This window comes from Pseudoalteromonas sp. bablab_jr011 (assembly GCF_016464045.1).
In the GTDB taxonomy this organism is placed as follows: Bacteria; Pseudomonadota; Gammaproteobacteria; order Enterobacterales; family Alteromonadaceae; genus Pseudoalteromonas; species Pseudoalteromonas lipolytica.
Genome location: NZ_JACDWU010000303.1, coordinates 22,707 through 41,730 on the forward strand (window position 1 = coordinate 22,707; position 19,024 = coordinate 41,730).

At 38.8% G+C, this 19,024-nt stretch carries 18 protein-coding genes and 1 tRNA gene; 11 read left to right on the forward strand and 8 right to left on the reverse strand.

All coding sequences use genetic code 11. From position 1 onward, the window contains the following. Window positions 1-15: 15 nt before the first annotated feature. Window positions 16-396, forward strand: coding sequence for a hypothetical protein (locus JIG41_RS19050; RefSeq protein ID WP_036967741.1), 381 nt, complete (start codon window positions 16-18; stop codon window positions 394-396). 10 nt (window positions 397-406) lie between these two features. On the opposite strand, the gene JIG41_RS19055 is transcribed toward JIG41_RS19050, so the two are convergent. After that, window positions 407-826, reverse strand: a complete 420-nt coding sequence (locus JIG41_RS19055; RefSeq protein WP_065978526.1) for a hypothetical protein — start codon at window positions 824-826, stop codon at window positions 407-409. An 85-nt stretch (window positions 827-911) separates the two neighbouring features. Continuing rightward, a complete protein-coding gene (locus JIG41_RS19060) occupies window positions 912-1,856 on the reverse strand; it encodes a sodium-dependent bicarbonate transport family permease (RefSeq protein WP_065978525.1) in 945 nt (314 codons plus the stop codon). A 107-nt stretch (window positions 1,857-1,963) separates the two neighbouring features. On the opposite strand from JIG41_RS19060, the gene JIG41_RS19065 reads away from it, so the two are divergent. Then, window positions 1,964-2,923 (forward strand): LysR family transcriptional regulator, encoded by a 960-nt coding sequence (locus JIG41_RS19065; RefSeq protein WP_036967747.1) that lies wholly within the window; start codon window positions 1,964-1,966, stop codon window positions 2,921-2,923. Window positions 2,924-3,034: 111 nt separating this feature from the next. Here the strand turns inward: JIG41_RS19065 and JIG41_RS19070 are convergent, their stop codons facing one another. Both JIG41_RS19070 and JIG41_RS19075 read right to left on the reverse strand, forming a co-directional pair. Next, entirely contained in the window at window positions 3,035-3,928 is an 894-nt protein-coding gene (locus JIG41_RS19070; protein WP_199525287.1) for a TIGR01777 family oxidoreductase, read from the reverse strand. A gap of 87 nt (window positions 3,929-4,015) precedes the next feature. Then, entirely contained in the window at window positions 4,016-5,314 is a 1,299-nt protein-coding gene (locus JIG41_RS19075; RefSeq protein WP_199525288.1) for a diguanylate cyclase domain-containing protein, read from the reverse strand. Between the two features lie 280 nt (window positions 5,315-5,594). Between JIG41_RS19075 and JIG41_RS19080 the strand changes: the two genes are divergently transcribed. From JIG41_RS19080 to JIG41_RS19110, 7 genes are all read left to right on the forward strand, one after another. Continuing rightward, window positions 5,595-6,926 (forward strand): AarF/ABC1/UbiB kinase family protein, encoded by a 1,332-nt coding sequence (locus JIG41_RS19080; RefSeq protein WP_199525289.1) that lies wholly within the window; start codon window positions 5,595-5,597, stop codon window positions 6,924-6,926. A 206-nt stretch (window positions 6,927-7,132) separates the two neighbouring features. Continuing rightward, window positions 7,133-8,527 carry an integrase family protein gene (locus JIG41_RS19085; RefSeq protein ID WP_199525290.1) on the forward strand — a complete coding sequence of 465 codons (1,395 nt, stop codon included), beginning with the start codon at window positions 7,133-7,135 and terminating at the stop codon, window positions 8,525-8,527. A 1-nt stretch (window position 8,528) separates the two neighbouring features. Continuing rightward, window positions 8,529-9,323 carry a hypothetical protein gene (locus JIG41_RS19090; protein ID WP_199525291.1) on the forward strand — a complete coding sequence of 265 codons (795 nt, stop codon included), beginning with the start codon at window positions 8,529-8,531 and terminating at the stop codon, window positions 9,321-9,323. 106 nt (window positions 9,324-9,429) lie between these two features. After that, the gene (locus tag JIG41_RS19095) at window positions 9,430-9,621 is read left to right on the forward strand and encodes an AlpA family transcriptional regulator (protein ID WP_199525292.1); all 192 of its coding nucleotides are present in this window, start codon (window positions 9,430-9,432) and stop codon (window positions 9,619-9,621) included. A gap of 2 nt (window positions 9,622-9,623) precedes the next feature. Further along, window positions 9,624-10,166: a hypothetical protein gene (locus JIG41_RS19100; RefSeq protein WP_199525293.1), complete on the forward strand. Its 543-nt coding sequence runs from the start codon at window positions 9,624-9,626 to the stop codon at window positions 10,164-10,166. A gap of 314 nt (window positions 10,167-10,480) precedes the next feature. Beyond that, on the forward strand, window positions 10,481-11,512 hold the full coding sequence (locus JIG41_RS19105; RefSeq protein ID WP_199525294.1) for a hypothetical protein: 1,032 nt from the start codon (window positions 10,481-10,483) through the stop codon (window positions 11,510-11,512). Next, window positions 11,509-12,834, forward strand: a complete 1,326-nt coding sequence (locus tag JIG41_RS19110; RefSeq protein ID WP_199525295.1) for a VapE domain-containing protein — start codon at window positions 11,509-11,511, stop codon at window positions 12,832-12,834. Before JIG41_RS19105 ends, JIG41_RS19110 begins: the two co-directional genes overlap by 4 nt. 347 nt (window positions 12,835-13,181) lie before the next feature. On the opposite strand, the gene JIG41_RS19115 is transcribed toward JIG41_RS19110, so the two are convergent. The 4 genes from JIG41_RS19115 to JIG41_RS19130 all read right to left on the reverse strand — a co-directional run bounded on the left by JIG41_RS19115 (window position 13,182) and on the right by JIG41_RS19130 (window position 15,700). Next, window positions 13,182-13,613: a hypothetical protein gene (locus tag JIG41_RS19115; protein ID WP_199525296.1), complete on the reverse strand. Its 432-nt coding sequence runs from the start codon at window positions 13,611-13,613 to the stop codon at window positions 13,182-13,184. Between the two features lie 638 nt (window positions 13,614-14,251). Next, a complete protein-coding gene (locus JIG41_RS19120; protein WP_199525297.1) occupies window positions 14,252-14,698 on the reverse strand; it encodes a hypothetical protein in 447 nt (148 codons plus the stop codon). Between the two features lie 205 nt (window positions 14,699-14,903). After that, window positions 14,904-14,980: transfer RNA gene (locus JIG41_RS19125), tRNA-Pro, on the reverse strand. Window positions 14,981-15,082: 102 nt separating this feature from the next. Further along, entirely contained in the window at window positions 15,083-15,700 is a 618-nt protein-coding gene (locus JIG41_RS19130; protein WP_065978522.1) for an arylesterase, read from the reverse strand. Between JIG41_RS19130 and JIG41_RS19135 the strand changes: the two genes are divergently transcribed. Further along, window positions 15,701-16,420: an ABC transporter ATP-binding protein gene (locus JIG41_RS19135; protein ID WP_036967761.1), complete on the forward strand. Its 720-nt coding sequence runs from the start codon at window positions 15,701-15,703 to the stop codon at window positions 16,418-16,420. After that, on the forward strand, window positions 16,410-18,911 hold the full coding sequence (locus tag JIG41_RS19140) for an ABC transporter permease (RefSeq protein ID WP_199525298.1): 2,502 nt from the start codon (window positions 16,410-16,412) through the stop codon (window positions 18,909-18,911). The genes JIG41_RS19135 and JIG41_RS19140 overlap by 11 nt, the downstream gene beginning before the upstream one ends. Window positions 18,912-19,024: the final 113 nt, after the last annotated feature.

The window sequence follows — 19,024 nt, forward strand, 5'->3', positions numbered from 1 at the left end:
TACCGAGGGAACGTGATGCTTGAACTAATTTACAGTGCAATTGCCGTTTTAGCTATCTTGCTTATAGCGAGTACATGGCTAATTGCGCGTAAAAACATATTTGAAGATCAAATAAGAAGCAAATCGGTTGAAGTCGTTTGGTGTACCATTCAGGCTGAAAATGAAACCGATATAAATAAAGCGCTCAAATTATTTAATAAAGCCGAAGCTTTAAAAAGTGAAATTGCGGCTTTACTAGGCGAGTCGCCAAATGTAGCCAACTTTAAATTTGCCGAACCAATCGATTTTACTGATGATACGTTAAAAGATTTATCGCTGGGCGAATTGCAGCGCTACTATGATAAACAAAATAATATTGCCGATATCTATAATGAGTTATACAAAGGCAAGAATTAAAAAAGCCAAGTTATTTAACTTGGCTTTGTATTTTTAACTCGTTTTCAATCTGTTCTACATGAATTTCTGCCAGCTCACCCAGTGTTTCTTGATTGTGATTTTCACCCTTAATTAAGCCAGCCATAGACATTTTTTTGATACTTTTGATAATGCCGTTCTTAATCGCTTTTAATTGGTCATTACTTAATTGCACCGTGTGTTGATTTTGACCATTAAGTAAATAGTCAAAACTCACGTGTGTTGCTTTACTCGTTTTATCAATTAATGAATAAGGGATGGTGGCACTGAAAATACAGTGCTCACTAAATCCGCTTTGTAATGATAAATGGTGCTCAAGTTCTGCATTATTTTGCACATTGTATTCAGCACATAAGCGCTTAAAAATGTTACTCACATGCTGTTGCTCTGTGCTGAGAGATTGATCAAACATATAGCAAGTCCTTGCACATTTTTTCTTTATATTAAACGACTTTAGTCCAAATCGCATTCATAAAGTGATGTTTAAATTCACTTTTTTATGAGATTAGTAATGCCATATGATGATACAAACCTATACCGACTAATACATTAAACGGAAAGGTTATCCCAAGCGAGCTTAACATAGCTAAGCCAATATCTGCATCGGGGATTGCTGCTTTAATCGCAGCAGGTGCTGCAATGTAAGATGCGCTAGCAACTAAGCTTCCTAAAATTACGATTGAGCCAAGCTCAAGCTGCAATGCGGTGCCAACCCCAACACCAATCGCACCTAATAAGTTGGGTGTAATAAGTGCAAACAACGCTAAGCGCCAATGATGCCATGGAATAGGGCGTAATGTTTGTGCTGCCATAAGACCCATTTCAAGTAAAAATAAGGCTAATACAACTTTAAAACTATTGGTTAGTAAGCTCGTAACTTGGCTGCCTTGTTGTGTACCATACATCATGCCGATAATAACGCCACCCACAAGCAGAATAACACTTTTGTTTGTTAAGGTTTCATGCCACAGCGCCTTAAGCGATAGGTTACCTGCAGAGGCTTTATTTCCTAGTCGGCGATAAAGCAATAAGCCAACAATAATGGCCGGCAGCTCAAGCATGACGAGATACAGGGTTACTTCGGCACCTACCACAAGTGAATTTGATTCGGCGTACGCCAAAGCAACAGCAAATGTACCTGCACTCACCGAGCCATAATGTGCTGCAATACTTGCACTGTTTGCGACCGATAAATTAAGTAAGCGTTTGAGCACGGGGTAAAGTAGAAGAGGGATACACGCTCCGAGTAACAATACCGATCCCATTTCAGGTAATAATTGCCAATGTATATTTCCGTGTAGCACCATGCCACCTTTTAAACCAATTGTTAGCATTAACAATAGGCTGAGAGTTTCATAAGTTGCTTGCGGAATTTTTAGATCAGATCGTAATAAACCTGCGGCTAACCCTAAAACAAAAAACATGACAACAATATCAGGCACTTTTTTCTCCTCTTAGTTAAAAGCGCCGCTATTCTAAATAAAAAAGCACATAGTAAATAATTAAATAAATGCTACCATCATATAGGTTTTTATCTATGGGTTGGGTTGTGGACTTACGACATATTTCTTTTCGGCTATTAGAAGTGTTTATGTGTGTAGTTAAAACACGTTCAATTAGTGAAACGGCAAGGCAATTACATTTAACGCAGCCAACAGTATCGCAGCAAATAAAGCGACTGCAAGAAACTGTAAACGAGCCCCTTATTGTGGTTAACCAGCAGCGTATTCATATTACCGAAGCCGGGTTTGCTTTATTTCAAACTTGTCAGCAAGTGTTTGGTCATTTTGACGATTATCAAGATTATTTGGTTGAATTGAGAGGCGGTGAGCGGGGACGTTGCAAAATAGCGATTGTAAATACAGCGCAATACATCCTGCCAAAACTATTAGGGCCATACAGTAATTTACATCCGCATGTAGAGCTTCCGTTAGAAATAGGAAACAGGGCCGAAGTATTGGCTCGGTTTGAAAGAGGTGAAGATGATATTTATGTATTTAGTCATCCACCGTCGCTTGAGCACGCGAAAGCAGGGCGTTTTTTACAAAATCCCTTAGTGTTTATCGCGCCGATGAATCACCCACTGGCTAAATCTTCACACGTAACACTGCATGATTTAATGACTGAGCGCTTTTTATTGCGTGAGCCAGGTTCGGCGACACGCATGTTATTCGAAAGTGAGTTACAAAGCCGTGGCTTTGTACTTAGTGACACCGTGCAAATGGCAAGTAATGAGGCTATTAGGGTTGCCGTCGGTTCTGGAATGGGATTAGGTGTTGTGTCTCGTCATGTATTGCCAGCACACGATAAAAGCTTTTGTATGCTTAATGTTGTTGATGTTCAGCTGGCAAGTCATTGGTATTTTGTTGTTCGGACAGATCGGCATTTGTCTCATGCTGCACGTAATTTTTTAAGATTTGCAGAACTTAATTTAGAACAGTGCTTAGACAAAGAATGGGTTACAAATGAGCTTCATACGCTAAACCACAGTTTAACTATGAAGACGTAGCTACATGTATATTTTGGTACATCACTGGTTTGCCATGATAGTTAGAAAACCTTTACTGCATAACAGCATACAGTAAAGGTTTATACAAATTTAATTTTACTTATCAATGTATTACAGTTTTAAACTTTCCAGCGCAGGTTTTAGCTCAGGGTAATGAAAGCGATAGTTATGCGCGAGTAATTTATTCGGGATGACGAACTGACCATGGATAAGTAAGTCTGACATTTCACCCATCATCAGCTTAAGTAACCAACTAGGCATTCTGAGCATGGCGGGGCGCGAAAGTACCGTCCCTAATGTTTGGCTAAACTCATTATTGTCAACTGGGTTTGGAGCTGTGGCATTAATTGGCCCATGCAAGTCGTCGTGGGTCAGTACAAATAATATCAGCTGAATCATATCGTCAATATGGATCCAAGACATGCCTTGGTGACCATGCCCTAAAGGCCCACCAAAACCAAACTTGAATGCAGGTAACATTTTACTCAGTGCGCCACCTTGTTTGGCAAGAACAACACCCGTTCTCAGCAAGCAAACACGGGTTTTGCTTGATTGCGCTTTGGTGGCAGCATGCTCCCAATCTCGACAAAGAACATGGCTGAATTCTGGGTATATATCATTAAATTCCTCATCTATATGTTTGTCGCCTTGACGACCATAAAAACCAATGGCGCTACCAGAAATAAAGGTATGAGGAGGCGTTTCACACCGGCTAATCGCTTTAGATATTTGCAATGTTAGGTTTATTCGACTGTCGAGCAAACGGCGTTTTTGTGACTCGCTCCAACGTTTGTTAACAATAGGCTCGCCAGCCAAATTTATCACTGCATCTATATCTTCAAAATCAACCTCATCCAACGACTTTACAGCATGCACTTGATGAGTCAGTAATACATTGGCTTGAATAGGATTTCGGCTCAGTACTGTGACTTTGTGATGGTTTAAAAGAAATGGGCACAAATGCTTTCCAATGAGGCCTGTTCCACCTGTTAATAAAATATGCATAGGGCACCTTAATTAAATGAGTGTATGTTTTTTATACATAGCGACTGAGCTTTTTGCAAATTTGTACGTAATTAGCATTGAATAAGTTCAGTTATCTCCCTCAATTCCTTGAAAAATTTTATATGTGTGTAACTGGCTTTGCTTGGCTTCGTACATTGCCTGATCAGCAAATTTTAATAATTGTGTATGGTCAGTTGTGTGATCGGGTGAGACAGCAATACCAATACTTAAAGTGACTTTTAAGTTATGCTGCTCTATCTCAAAGGGGCTGTTGAACTTATCGAGTAAGTGCTTGATCATCGCATCAATATAACTTAGTTTTCTGAGGTGGTGAGCCACAATAATAAATTCATCACCGCCATAACGATATACATCATCATCAGCACGCACAGCGCCAGTTATTCTTTTAGCAGCTTCAACAAGCACTTTATCACCAACGACATGACCGTATTGATCGTTTAATTGTTTAAACTGATTAATATCGATAAATATAACAGCCATCTTATTGTTCTTTGAGCTTGCACTAATGGCGAATTTTAATTGACGGTCAAGCTCTGTTCGGTTCAACACACCTGTAAGGTGGTCATGACTTACCAAAAAACTTAATTTGTTGGTGCGTCTGTAAATAATATTGCTCATACGATGAAAACGTCGAAGTAAATAGCCAATTTCATTGGTGTCACATTTTTCAATAAGATCAGGTATTTCGCCTTTTTCTAGCTTTTCGGTATTTTTAAGTAATCTCTTAAGCGGTTTAAACAGCTTATTGTTAATGTAAAAAGCACAAAAAATGGATAGGAAAATAAATAACGGAATTTGCACAGATACGACTTGCGTAATAAGTAATCGATTCTTCTGAAAATCTGCGTTTCGCTCAGCCAACCTTGTACGCTCAACATTTTGAAATTGTTTTATTAACGCCTCAATTTGCTCCATTAACGCTTTACCTTCGTTGGTGTAAACAATGCTTTTTGCCTCTTCGGCTGCATGGGGCGTATTTTGTTTTATTAAATTAATCGTTAAGTTCAGTTCGGCGAATTTTTTCTCAATCAATGCATCAAGTTGTGCAAGGTTTTGTTGCTGTTTTTTGTCATTCAGAGTCAGCTTATTGAGTATTAGGAATTGTTCTTTCGTTTTTTCTAAACCACGGTAGTAGGGATCAAGATAATTGAGGTTTTCTGTTAAAAGATAACCTCTTTGGCCCGTTTCAGCATTAATAATATGATTATAGAGTCGTTCAGATTGATCAATAATTTCATGAGTATGATTAAGTACATCAAATTTTAAACGGCCTTCTCTGTCGAGAATAAAGACAATAAAAGTGTTTATCAAAACGACAATAAACAAAGTGCTCAATAATAATATTAATTGTGTTCTAAGAGACATTGAGAGGCCAGAGCTGAGAAATGAGTGATTTATAATAATAAAGTATTGTCGATACTTAGGAATTTTCCAATTTTCGCCTCAATTTAGTGGCTTAAAATGACGTAGTTTGCGTGATAAATGACGAAATCACTTTTTATCTTCACTACAAGTTAATTGATTTTTATAGCGTGTATTGTGTCGTGTTTAAAATTACATACATTGTTAAAGCTCAATACAAAGGGGATCTAAAGTGCTTTCATTTACGTATTTATAGGATGATATATAAAATACATGACACGCTATGACTATTAAACAAAGTGCAGTGCCTACATCAAGGTTTTCAAGGGCTGCAAGCCTTGGAGCCTTAGCCTCAAAAGTAGCGGGAAATATGCTGTTTTCAGGCGCAAAAGCATGGGTCGCTGGCAAGGAAACCTCTCGTCAAGAATTATTATTACAGCCTAAGAATATTCAGCGTCTTACCGAGCAGCTTGCCCATTTACGTGGTGCAGCAATGAAATTAGGCCAACTGTTGTCGATGGACAGTGGTGAGTTACTTACGCCCGAATTGTCGGCTATTCTCGCTCGATTACGTGCTGAGGCGACACCTATGCCACACAAACAGCTCGTACAGGTAATGCGCAACCATTGGGGGGATGCGTGGCTAGAGCACTTATCACACTTTGAATTACGGCCGTTCGCTGCTGCGTCGATAGGGCAAGTGCATATTTCCTACACTGAAATGGGGATAAAACTGGCGGTGAAAGTTCAATACCCAGGCATTGCAAAAGGGATTGCCAGTGATGTTGATAACCTTGCTTATCTACTCAAAATAAGTGGCCTGCTCCCAAAAAATGTGGACCTGCAACCCCTTATTGATGAAGCTAAACAGCAATTGATAAATGAAGCAGACTACGAACTTGAAGCACGATACCTAACACGTTATCGCGCTTGCTTAGCCGATGATGAAAACTACGTTATTCCAAAAGTGGTTGATGAGCTCAGCTCAAAGCAGATACTAGTCATGCATTTTGTTGAAGGGCAAGAGATAGAGGCACTTGTAGATGCACAGCAAGCGTTAAGAAACAAAGCGGTAGAACAGTTACTGCGTTTGTTTTTGAATGAGCTATTTACCTTTAAGCTGATACAAACAGACCCGAACTTTGCCAACTATCAGTATCAAATGGACCAGCAGCGTTTAGTGTTATTAGACTTTGGCGCAACGCGTGAATTACCTCAACATATAAGCAATGGTTATTTGCAATTATTATCTGCAGCCGCCAAAAATGACAGAGCAGAAGTTGCAGCAGCAGCCAAGCGTATCGGGTATTTTGGGCAAGAACTAGCGCAAGAATACATTGATAACGTTGTCGATATTTTTCTACTCGCGTGTGAGCCACTTAGCTGCCAAGGCGAGTACGATTTCGCTAAAAGCGATTTACCAAAACGCATCAAAGAACTCGGTCTTGAAATGAGCACTGCATCGCAATACTGGCATGCACCACCAGTTGACGCACTATTCGTACACAGGAAGTTAGCAGGGTTGTTTTTAATCGCTGCAAAGTTAGGCGCAAAAGTAGATGTGAACCAAATATTCACTAAGTTTAAACTGCAACGCAATAAAGAAAGCGATTAGAGATACAGTGGGGGAGGAAAATGGTCGGCATAGCAGGATTTGAACCTGCGACCCCTGACACCCCATGACAGCTAAGAGCATTGTTTTGTAAGCTCTAAAAATAATAAGTTATTGTTTAGTATTATTTTTAGTTTTCACAAGGTTTCAGCAAATTTCTAAAAATTAAGTTATACTGGCTACACATTGGCTACACGCTCGGTTTCAATATGGCAGATTTAACTTCAATTACTCAGGCTAAATTATCAGCATTTAAAAAAGCAGCTTCACCACGACAGCAGTTAGGGTGCGATAAAATAGCTGGTTTCTTTTATCTTAAACTTTCCAGTGGTGGCGCGTGGCGATTGCGTTATACAGATTTACTTGGTAAACGAAGAACTGCAACAATTGCAGACGCAAACATAAAACCAAACCAAGCGGCACAAGAAGCTATTTCTTGGAAAGCTAAACTTAGGGATGGAATAGATCCACTTTCGCATAAAGAAGAACTAGCACAAATACAACGTGAAGAAGAACAATTAAAAGCGGCAAATGTTTACTTAACTGTGGGGGCTTTTTTTGATGCTATTTATTCACCCCATAAATTAGATAACTACAGATACGGTTCTGGCACTTTAAAAGTGATTAAGCATAACTTTGAGCACTTGTTTGGCCGAGATATGGATAAACTAAATAGTGCTGATATTTTACAGTGGTACAACAAACGCAGAGCTAAAGGCATAAAGCGCTCTACGCTAGTAAGAGATTTTGGCGCATTTAAAGCCATGCTTAATTATGCCGCCCAGCCATTAAAGGGTATAAGTGAGCCTATTCTAAAAGTGAACCCAATTAAGAGCCTTACTTTGCCAGCACTAACAATTAAAGAGCAAGACGAGTTAGAAGCCCATAACGAAAAGCTAAGCCACCAGCGCGATATATTCAGTAGTGAAGTTAAACAGCAAATACATAAAGGGTTAACGCTCTATGCTGATAAGTTGAAAGAGCAAAGGCGTTCAAGCATAGCCCACGGCAAAAGCCATTTAGTAAATTTAGATAACTTAAATTACCCACATTGGTTTATTCCTTTTTGCCATATAGCTCGTTTAACAGGTATGCGCCCAGCCGACATTTATAATCTGAAATGGGAAAACTTACTATTTAATCAATTCAATGATCAGACGACATTAACCTTTACACCTAGCAAAACTAAAAAGGCAGAAAACAGCCGAAAGGTAAAGTTTCCTGTTACAGGTGAATTAAAGTTTGTATTCGATAGCTGGGCAGCACAACAAGAACAGGCTAAACATGGCTTAATATTCAAATCAGAACGCACTAATAATAGTTTAGAGCGCAAAGCCCATCTGAGACACTGGAAGCATGTTAAAGCGCTTGGTGGTGTGCCTGAGAGTTTAGATTTTTATTCATTTAGACATAATTTTATATCTGAGCTGGTGGCTCGTGGTGTGCCTGTATTAACAATTGCAGGCTTAGTCGGGCATAAAGATGGTTCGATGATCGCGGCTAACTATTTAAGGCACGATGAACAAGATATGGCAAGTCACTTAGTGAGCTTGGAGCAAGGCTGGAATGATATCGACAAGGATTACAAAATTGGATCGAAATAACATGACGATTAAACAAGACTTATTAAAAAAGTTTTTAGAAGATTGTGTTTTATTGCCGATAGCTAGTAAAAATCACAGTTTCATTTTTAGAGAGAGGCAAATTTTAATTGATTACCTTTCAATAATTGCTTATCCAAATTTTGATCAGCAAGGAGCTAAAAAAAGAAAGGACTTTGTTGATGCGATTTACACTGCAATATTAAGAGAATATGGGCTAACTAACAAAACTGGCCTAAAGAAATATACCAATGGTAAATCATGGACATCTATAGATAAGTCAATAGCTGCGGCGATGAAGAAAATTTATAGAGCGTTTGTTTTATTTCAGTGCTTTGAGCACTTTACAACGCATAAGGAACATAATCCTGATTCTTATTATTCATGGAATGATTATCTGATTCGGGGGCTAGCATTCTATCAAAGTTACGAGGGAGGGTATGTTTTTGATCGGACAGAAATTAATTTTCAAGAATTGAAAGACGATATAATCATGTATCCAAAATCTAAAGACAAAAGATTTGATGATTACACATGTGGACTGAGATCAATTAAAGGGCATTGGAAAGAAGTAAGAAAAGTCCTTCACTTGATAGAAGGGATAGTTAGTTGCTATCGAGTAAAGGGAATCTATTCACTGCCACATATAAAAAGCATGATCGATAAACCTTTATGGATTTACGATGCGATTGAAAAGAGCAAAGAAGTAGCAGTCAAGTATAGCTTTGCTAGTAAAGAGAAAAGTCACAGAATAAACATAGACTATTCCGATTTTATTTTGATTGATTCAAGCTATTAGCTGGAATGCCTCTAAAGATAAATTAGAAGTCGCAACTTTTAACTCACCATTCAATCATCACATCTCGAATATTATGAAACTTCTATTAACAACAGAGGTTTCATTCATGAACTTTACTAACACAAATGACAACTTACGCTTAAAAGATGCGGCTGCTTATATAGGTGTGAGCAAGCCGACATTGTGGCGTTTGGCTGAACAAGATCCAACTTTCCCTAAAAAAATCCGCATAAGTAGCCGTTGCTGTATCTATAGGCGTTCTGACCTTCAATCTTGGTTAGCGAGTAAGGAGATATAGCAATGAGAAAACTTAACGATTTTAACCCTTGTTATATACCTAAAGAAAATACACAAGCTTACCAATTGCTTTTATTACTTTTAGATGATGATGAAGTATCAGAAGCCGAATTAACCCGCATCTTTAATGGTCGCCAGCGAAGCCCAATACAAATTTTAGGAGGCGATAAGTATTGCTGGAACATCATTAACCATACAAATGATAGAGGTGTTATTTTTGCGCGTAGTTTAGACCCAAGACATAAATCAGGTTCAAAGCTTGAAGATGCAAAAGCAAGAGCTGAGCGGAAAAGCGAATATAAACAAGATTCGCACAAACAGGCTAAGCGAGGTCGAATTAGAGAATCTAAAGCCTTTATTGAATCTATCAGAGCAAAGTCAGAGCTTGCCGACTTAGTAAGTGATGCTGCAAATGATGATCACTTCAATCAACAAACCGAAAATGAAAAAGCCCCTACAGCGCCAACTGTACAGGCTTCTAATTCAAATGCTGGTGGAGAAAGTTTGACGACTAGCCACCAGAAAAATAAGGAGTCAAAAGAATGAGCCCTTTTAAAAGTTACAAACAATTAAAGCTTGCAGTTGATAAGTTACTCAACTCAGAGGTAAGTGTAAAGCTTAGTGATGTTTTATTTTTACTATTATGTTTAGTTTTGCAGTTAATAGTATTAGTCACACTATCGATCACTTTGTTCAAATCGGGGGCTTTATGATTTTACAAAAAAAAGCCCTCTTAAAAGGGCTGATTACATTAGCAGATTGCACGTTTAATTATACTCGATATGAACAGCAATTGCTCGCTGATATTACAGATAGAAACTCAGTAATAAATAGTGCTCTTTCAGATCGAGGTGACAACTATGCTTAATTTTTTACACGCTAAAAGCCACAATGTAACCGCTGATTTTACGTATATAAATTGGCATGAGTTAAAGCTAAAGGTTAAAAGCCCTCAAGACTTGGGCGCATTAACACCTAAAGAAGCTAAAGCTAAATCGGCCGTTATAGCGGCTACCGATGCGCCTAACAAAACAAAAGAGTCGATTCTATTACATGATAACTTTACGTTACTTAGGCTTGATTTAGACGATACCAATTTAGAGTTAGCTACTATTGCCGATATGCTAGAGAGCATATGTATAGAGTCATACATAATTCATACCACTGCAAGCCACCAGCAACAGGCCATAACAAACCGTTATAGAGTTTATATAGAACTAGCCGCTTCTGTTACTTATGAGGTATGGGCTGTAATGGAAAGCTATTTGAGCTATGTTTTTATGGCTGATGATTGCGCTAAGCGCCCACAGCAAATAATGTATTTACCTGTACGTTTAAAAGGTGATAGTTACCAATTTAAAATTGCAGAGGGAAGGGCGCTTGATGTTGAAAGCTCTCAGCTATACAAAGACGCATTGCTATTTGAAACTGAGCAAAAGAAACAGCTAGAAAAGGCTACTAGTCTGCCCATAAAGCCAACTTATCAAACTCAGTTAATAGGTAATCAGGTTTCTATTATAGATGCTGTAAACAGTGCTTACGTATGGCATGAGCTACTTTTAAGTTATGGCTATAAAGCACAAGGTAAAGCTTATTTGCCGCCAGAGTCCACCAGCAAACAAGCAGGGGCTTACATATTAACAAGTCATACCGATGGTAAAGAGCGTTATTATTCGCACCATGAAAATGACCCCTGCGCTAATGGCCTGTGTATAGATAAGTTTGATTTTATGGTAATGCGTTCATATCAGGGGGATTATAAAAGAGCGTTAAAGCAAATTGCAGAAACGTACTTTCCTGACTTGCATAAACACAACCTAAAAGAGTACAAAATTAATAAGCAAAACCAACGTAGCCAGACATTGTTTTTAGGTGAAGGGGGTAAGCTATGATTGATACTATACCAGCACCACATAACAAGTACGAAATAGATTTACCTCAAAATACAGTACTAGACAGGCCACGTTTTACTGACCTAAAAGAAGATAACAAAGGCAATGTGAGAGTTTTGAATACTAACCAAAACTTAGCCGATTTAGGTAACTTTTGCGGTTTAGGATTTAGGCTTAATATGATGACGTTTAATAATGAAGTGTGTGATATTTTTGGCGACTTGATAGCCGATTCTTATGACAGCATTAATAGTAAATTAATTTCTGCTGCAAACATTTATGGCTTACCTGAAAAAGCTGTGAATACACATTTAGTCGCTTTATGTGAAGAAAGTAAGTATCACCCTATAAAATTATATCTTGATGATGGACAATGGGACGGTAAAGAGCGCGTAAGTGCGGTTATTAGCTGTTTAAATGCTAAACATGAAACGTTAGCTGACACTATACTAAAACATTGGCTGGTGGGCTGTGTGGCTTCTCTTTATGAAGGTAATTTTAACAGTAAACTTGTGCCAGTGTTGCAAGGTGATCAATCTTTTAGAAAAACAGCGTTTGTTTCTCGCTTTGCTGAAATAATCCCATATGCTTTTTTAGAAGGAGCGGCATTAAATCCCGATGATAAAGACAGTGTTTTATCGTGTATTCGCTCTTTCATAGTTGAACTAGGGGAGCTAGAGCGTACCAGTAAAAACTCGCAAGGTAGTTTAAAAGCGTTTATCACTAATAAAGTCGATACAGTAAGGCCACCTTATGCAAGGCTCGATATTAAAAAGCCAAGGCAAACACATTTTATTGCTACTGTTAACGGTAACGAGTTTTTAAAGGATGAAACAGGCTCAAGTCGATTTGCAGTTATTGAAATGGAAAAAGCCGCTAATATGGATAAGCTAAACGAGTTGTTAGGCTGGCACTATGACGGTACAGGCTCACTTAAACAGGTTGATGAGTCACAGCTAAAACAGTTTTGGCTTGAGGTTAAACAGCTTTATTTAGATGGTCATGGCTGGATGTTGAAAGATCAGTATCTAGAGCAAATTGCTCTAGTAAATGATAGCTATCAAGATAAGGGCTTTGCTTATGGATATATATACGATAATTACATAGCACCAGCCAGTAAGATCGATTTTGCAAACGAAATTGATAGGCCACAATGTATTAATGGCTGGTTTACGGCTGGTGAGTTAAGTTATGAAGATAAAAAGCTTAGCTCTTATGCAAACGGTACTATTGGTAAAGCGCTAAAGCAGTTATACCGAGAAGGTTATCTACAAGCTAAAAAAGCAGGGGGGAATCGAACGCGATATAAGTTAAGCGTTTAATAGCCGCTTCTTTTTTTATTAGTGGTTAGGTGGTTAAGTGTGGTTAAGTAGATTTTATTTTTACTTAACCACACTACACCCCTTTATATACAAGGGCTTTAAGTGTTTTTGGTTAAGTGGTTAAGTAAAAACGCTAACTTTAAATTTTTATACGATAAATAGTAATAGGGTATAACCCACAAAAAGCAGCGGCTAAATTCCTAAAGGTGGGCAAAGTTACTTAACCACCTAACCACTTTTAGCGCAAAGCCCCACCAGCAAAGGGCTGTAGGCTGGTTAAGTGGATTTTTTTCACTTAACCACACTTAACCACACTTAACCACTTAGTTTGTATTTTATTCACGCCATTAGTATGTTGCACCAACTACCGTCCGCTTAACTGCAATCGAGTATGCTGGAATATCGTACAGATTCACATTTTTTAATTCAAATAAGTTACCGTACTGATACAACTTAACATTATTTGATTCAATGTTTTTCCTCTTAAATGTCTCAAATACTATGACTTCACCCAATTCTTTCAGGGTTTCATCCGTTATTACAGGAGTGCTTGTTATACCAGATGTAGATCCTTTGATAACACGGAGTGAGTTATTGTGCGAACAATAAATTACGTTTTTTTCACCATATTCAGATGAACTCATGAAAAATAAGCAGGCATCACTATTAAGAGCAATGTCCTTTGCTCGACTTTTGATAGAGCTATCAGTGAAGTAATAACTAATTACGCTGATAACAATAACAATAGCAATAAAAAAGCCCAATAGAATTTTTTTCATTTACAATACCTTATGGTTTTAGAAAACCAGTTTAATCCATTAAATATTCGCTTTTTAGCGATGAGTTTCAAGTCGTTAACAATAGTGTTTGTAACACCTTTTTAGTTAACTTTAAAATAATTTCTTTGTACAGTTTTAATTTTTAGCTCTTAACCCTCCAAAATTCATTTATGTAACCATCAGATAACCTAATTCTTCAATGCCATTGCAAACAGAAACTCAACGTTTAATTTCAAGATAAAAATCGACTTAAAAAGGGTATAATTGAAACTCATAGCAGGGGGATTTATGAAACGAACAGATAGGCTTAACAACGATAGGAAAATTTTTAAAGCGTTAACGGTAGCGCTTAGTGAGTCACATAGATACAGTAATCCAAGCTATAAGAGCTTGGTTAATTACTTAAATAGCAAAGGCTTAAAAACTAGCTGGGGAAACACTTGGACTCGTAAAAGCCTATTTAGATATCTACAAAGAAACGGCTTTTCTGGTGTGTGGGGCTTACGGAATAGCTTAGAGCAATATACAAAGCTAGCTAAGTTTATTTAGGGTATTTTCAGACATCGTAAAAAGGGAGTTTCGCAACCAGTACGTTATAAAGCACTACGCTTACATATGTGTAACGGCATTCACTTTGATCATTCGATCGAGTTGTTGTATAGCATTGTGACGCGTTTTAAAATTGAACCTACAATACTGCAAGCTATCCAAGATATCAGTACAGCGAGAATTCCAGCAGGGTTAATCATGAATTCCCAAGATGTTGAGGTCGTCGTAAAATAAGTGCCCATCGTCTTGGTTTGTTGATGAAGGTTGACTCCAAAAAGCGCTAAAAAGTGAATGATGTGAAGTAATACCATGCGAGAGCTAGACTCACTCAATTTTACTTTTTCACTATTTATTTGTACTTTTTTTGGGTTATTGTCGTTATTCTTTTGACTGGCGAGTTTTGTTGTTAGGTGCTTATTCAAAGCTTCCTGCGAATTATCGGCCTCATATGTTCCATAAACAATCCTATTACCTGCCTTACTCGATTCAATAGCTATTGTTTCGCCAACATTGTTTTGAACAATTACGAATTTCATTAAAAATCATCCCTAATTACTGTATATGTATTTAGTTTCAGCCTAGAAGATAACATAACTAATTTATGTTGGAACTGCAAATTAATAGATACTTGCTATTTTTGATGTATCTAAGGGGAAGTCTTTAGTGGCTACAGATTGGCTACACGATAAGTTTTAAAAGAAAATTAATTATATTTAAATGGGGGTAAGTTATTGAATTAAATGGTCGGCATAGCAGGATTTGAACCTGCGACCCCTGACACCCCATGACAGTGCGCTACCAAGCTGCGCTATATGCCGACATTTGAGGCAATAGTACGTCTTTTTTTATAAAAATCAATACACCTGTGGTCTGATTGCTTGTTTATTGTTCATTTTAAGCAATAAAACAGAGGCTAGGTGTTAATCTAGCCAATCATTGATCGTTTTATACATGAAATCACGTATTAATGGTTGGGCATCAGCGTTTGGGTGTAAATTGTCGTTTTGCATGAGCTCCGGGCGACCTGCTATGTCTAACATAAAGAATGGCATAAGTTCGCTGTCGGTTTCATTGGCAATACTTTCAAAGCTGTCGGTAAATAACTTAGTGTAGCGGGGGCCATAATTTGGTGGAATCTGTACTTCCATCACGGCAGTTTTGGCACCTGCTTGTTGGCTTTTGTTAATTAAATCACGTAAGTTAGCGTGTAAACGTTTGATTGGAAAACCACGTAAACCGTCATTTCCACCAAGCTCAATAAGTACATGAGTGGGTTCAAATTCGGCTAGCAGGGTATCGAGTCGTCTAAGTGCTCCGCCAGTTGTTTCACCGCTAATGCTTGCATTAACTAAGTTAACAGGTTGGCTTTTTTCATCGTACTTATCTTGTAACAATTTAACCCAACCTTGCTCTTGTTTGAGGCCGTAAGCGGCGCTTAAACTGTCACCTAAAATTAAAATTGTGTTGTCAGCTGCTGCCGTAAGTGGTTTGATTACTAACAGTAAAACGAATATAAAACGTAGGATTGGATGCATCATATGTCAGCGCTTTCTCAATTAAACATCATTCAAGTTAATGGACTTACTAAAACAGTCACCACAGTGGAGGGTGACCTAACCATCCTCAGTGACATCAGCTTTAATGTCAAGTCGGGCGATTCTGTTGCCGTTGTTGGCACATCGGGCTCGGGTAAGTCTACGTTACTGAGTTTATTAGCAGGTCTTGACCAGTCAACCAGTGGCAGCATTCATTTAGACGGCGCTGCATTGCACGATTTAGATGAAGAAGCCCGCGCGGCATTACGCGCTGATAAAGTGGGGTTTGTGTTTCAGTCTTTTATGCTTGTGCAAAGTTTAACCGCGCTTGAAAATGTGATGCTACCGGCAGAGCTTGCAGGTAGTAAAAATGCAAAACAACAAGCCCTAGAGTTACTCGAAAAAGTGGGTCTTAGCCACCGTGTGGGGCATTATCCTTCGCAACTTTCTGGTGGTGAGCAACAGCGTGTTGCAATTGCGCGTGCATTCATTGGTACGCCTAAAATTTTGTTTGCGGATGAGCCCTCAGCAAACCTTGATAGCAAAAACGGTAGATTGATCGAATCTTTGCTTTTTGAACTGAATAAAGAACACGGTACCACGCTTATTTTAGTAACTCATGATGAACAGCTTGCTGAAAAATGCCAACAAATTTTACACATTGAAGCAGGTCAATTAGTAACAGTAAAAGAGAGCGAAGAGGTGCAAGCGAATGTGGGCTAAGTTAGCACTTAAACTGTTTTCACGTGAGTTTAAACGGGGTGAATTAACGGTGATCAGTGCGGCTATTGCTTTGGCTGTGCTCACCGTATTAACGCTTTCTATGGTAACAGACCGAATTGGTCAAAGTATTGCGCAAAAAAGTAGTGCCTTTATCGCTGCGGATCGTGTGTTGGCCAGTAATCATCAGCTACCAACAGAGTATATGCAAAAAGCGCAGGAACAGAGCTTACGCACTGCAAAAATTACGTATTTCGATACCATGCTATTTGCAGGTGACGAAATGCAACTTGGCTCAGTAAAGGCGGTTTCTGATAGTTATCCATTAAAAGGCGAGCTTAAAGTAAAAACACGCTTAACTTCAGATGCTATTGTTACTGACGAAGTGCCAAAAATGGGTGAAGTATGGCTTAGTGAGTCGGTGTTTTATGCGCTTAATATTCAGGTTGGTAGTCAAGTTGAGCTGGGCGCTGCAACGTTTACAGCAAGTCGAGTGGTTGCCGAAGAACCCGATGCTCCTTTTAATGTTTTTTCCAGTAGTCAACGCATTTTAATTAATGAACGTGACATAGACGCGACACAGGTGATCCAGCCGGGGAGTCGTGTGTTTTATCGTCAATTGTATGCCGGTGAGCAAAGTGACTTAGACACCTTTTATGCATGGCTTAAACCCCAAATGAAAGAAAACCAACAGTGGTATGGTGTTAAAGACAGGCAATCACCTATTGCGAACAGCTTAAATAGAGCGGAGAGCTTTTTATTACTGGCAGGTTTGTTAGGTATCATTTTAGCGGCAGTGGCAATTGCGGTATCGGCAAAACGCTACTGTGAAAGGCAATATGACCCAGTCGCAATGATGAAAACTCTTGGTGGCAGTAGGGCAACTATCCGTAAAATTTACTTATTACATTTAAGTTTAGTTTGCACAATGTCGGTCATTTTGGGGTTAGTGATTGGTTATTCTTTACAAATGATAGCCAGTGATTACCTTGCTCAGTCAATGGGCACAGAGCTGCCAAGCGCATCGGCAAAACCTTGGCTTATCGCAGTCAGTACAGGCGTGATTTGTGCCGTTATGTTCTCGATTAAGCCACTGCTGGATTTATTTGATATTCCCCCATTGCGTGTACTTCGTCGCAACTTGGGTGACCGTTTATTAGTGAGCAAAATTCACCTTGCAATGTCGGCGCTAACGGTGTTTTTGTTAATGTGGTTGTTCAGTAATAACATTAAAATTACGGCCATTTTATTTACCTCAACAGCGTTTTTAATCGTGGTGCTATTTGGTCTATCGAAGCTTATTTTTGGTGGGGGTCGTAAGTTAGGCTTAAGTCCTGGTAATAGCTGGTCTTTAGCGATTGCTTCAATTCAAAAGCGAGCGAACGTAAATGCGGTGCAGCTTATAAGCTTTGCGCTTGCAATTAAATTACTGTTGTTTTTAATCGTACTTAAAAACGACATGATTTCAGATTGGCAGTCACAATTGCCAGCCGATGCGCCAAACTCATTTTTAGTGAATATAACAGAAGCTGAGCTTGAACCTATAACGTCGTTTTTAGCAGAGCGTGACATGCCTACGTCAGATTTTTACCCGATTGTTCGTGGTCGTGTTAATGCCGTTAATGGTGAGCTGGTGGCTCGCGAGGTATCATTAGAAGACAATGAGAAAAAAGATGAAGAAGCACGTTCAGGTATTGGCCGCGAGTTAAATCTTACATGGCGCGCTGAGCTACCCAAGCAAAATGAGTTAATTGACGGTACATGGTTTACCGAGAACTCAGTGGCAGAGGCGTCATTAGAAGAGTCAATGTTAGCGCGTTTAGATGTAGAGTTGGGCGATACACTCACCTTTTTAATTGGCGCTCAGTCATTCGATGCCAAAATTACCAGTATACGTAAAGTAAATTGGAACACCTTAAAACCGAATTTCTTTATTATTTTGAGCCCCGATGTGCTGCAAAGTTTCCCTGCGACGTACATTTCATCGGTGCGTGTAAATAAAGATCAAAAGCGAGAGTTTAGTGAGTTATTACGTCAATACCCAACGGTGAATGCGATTGATGTTGAAAGCTTTATTAAGCAAATACGCTCAACAATAGAGCAAGTATCGTTAGCGATTGGCTTTGTACTCGCGATTGTTGTTGCGTGTGGTGCTTTAGTGCTTATTTCGCAAGTGCAAGCCAGCCTAGGTGAGCGTATGCAAGAAATTGTTATTTTGCGTACGCTGGGCGCTAAAGGGCGATTAATTAAAAACGCGACCTTGTATGAATTTTTATTATTAGGCTTTACGGCCGGTTTAGTCGCGGCTGTTGTCAGTGATGTTGCTTTGTTAATTGTACAAAAACAAATGTTCGAATTAGCAGGTAAGTTGCATCCACATATTTGGTTAATAGGCCCTGCAGCAGGTGGGTTATTTGTTGCGTGTTTAGGGTATTTAATGATAGCGCGCACTATGCGAAAAAATACTCAAGGTTTACTGCGGTCGCTAGGATAAAGACGATGTTTAAAAAATGCTCGCAATTGCGGGCATTTTTTATGAACTGTAATTAGTTACTGGTAATTTATACAGTGCTCTGGCATTATTAAATGCAGATGATGATTTTATAG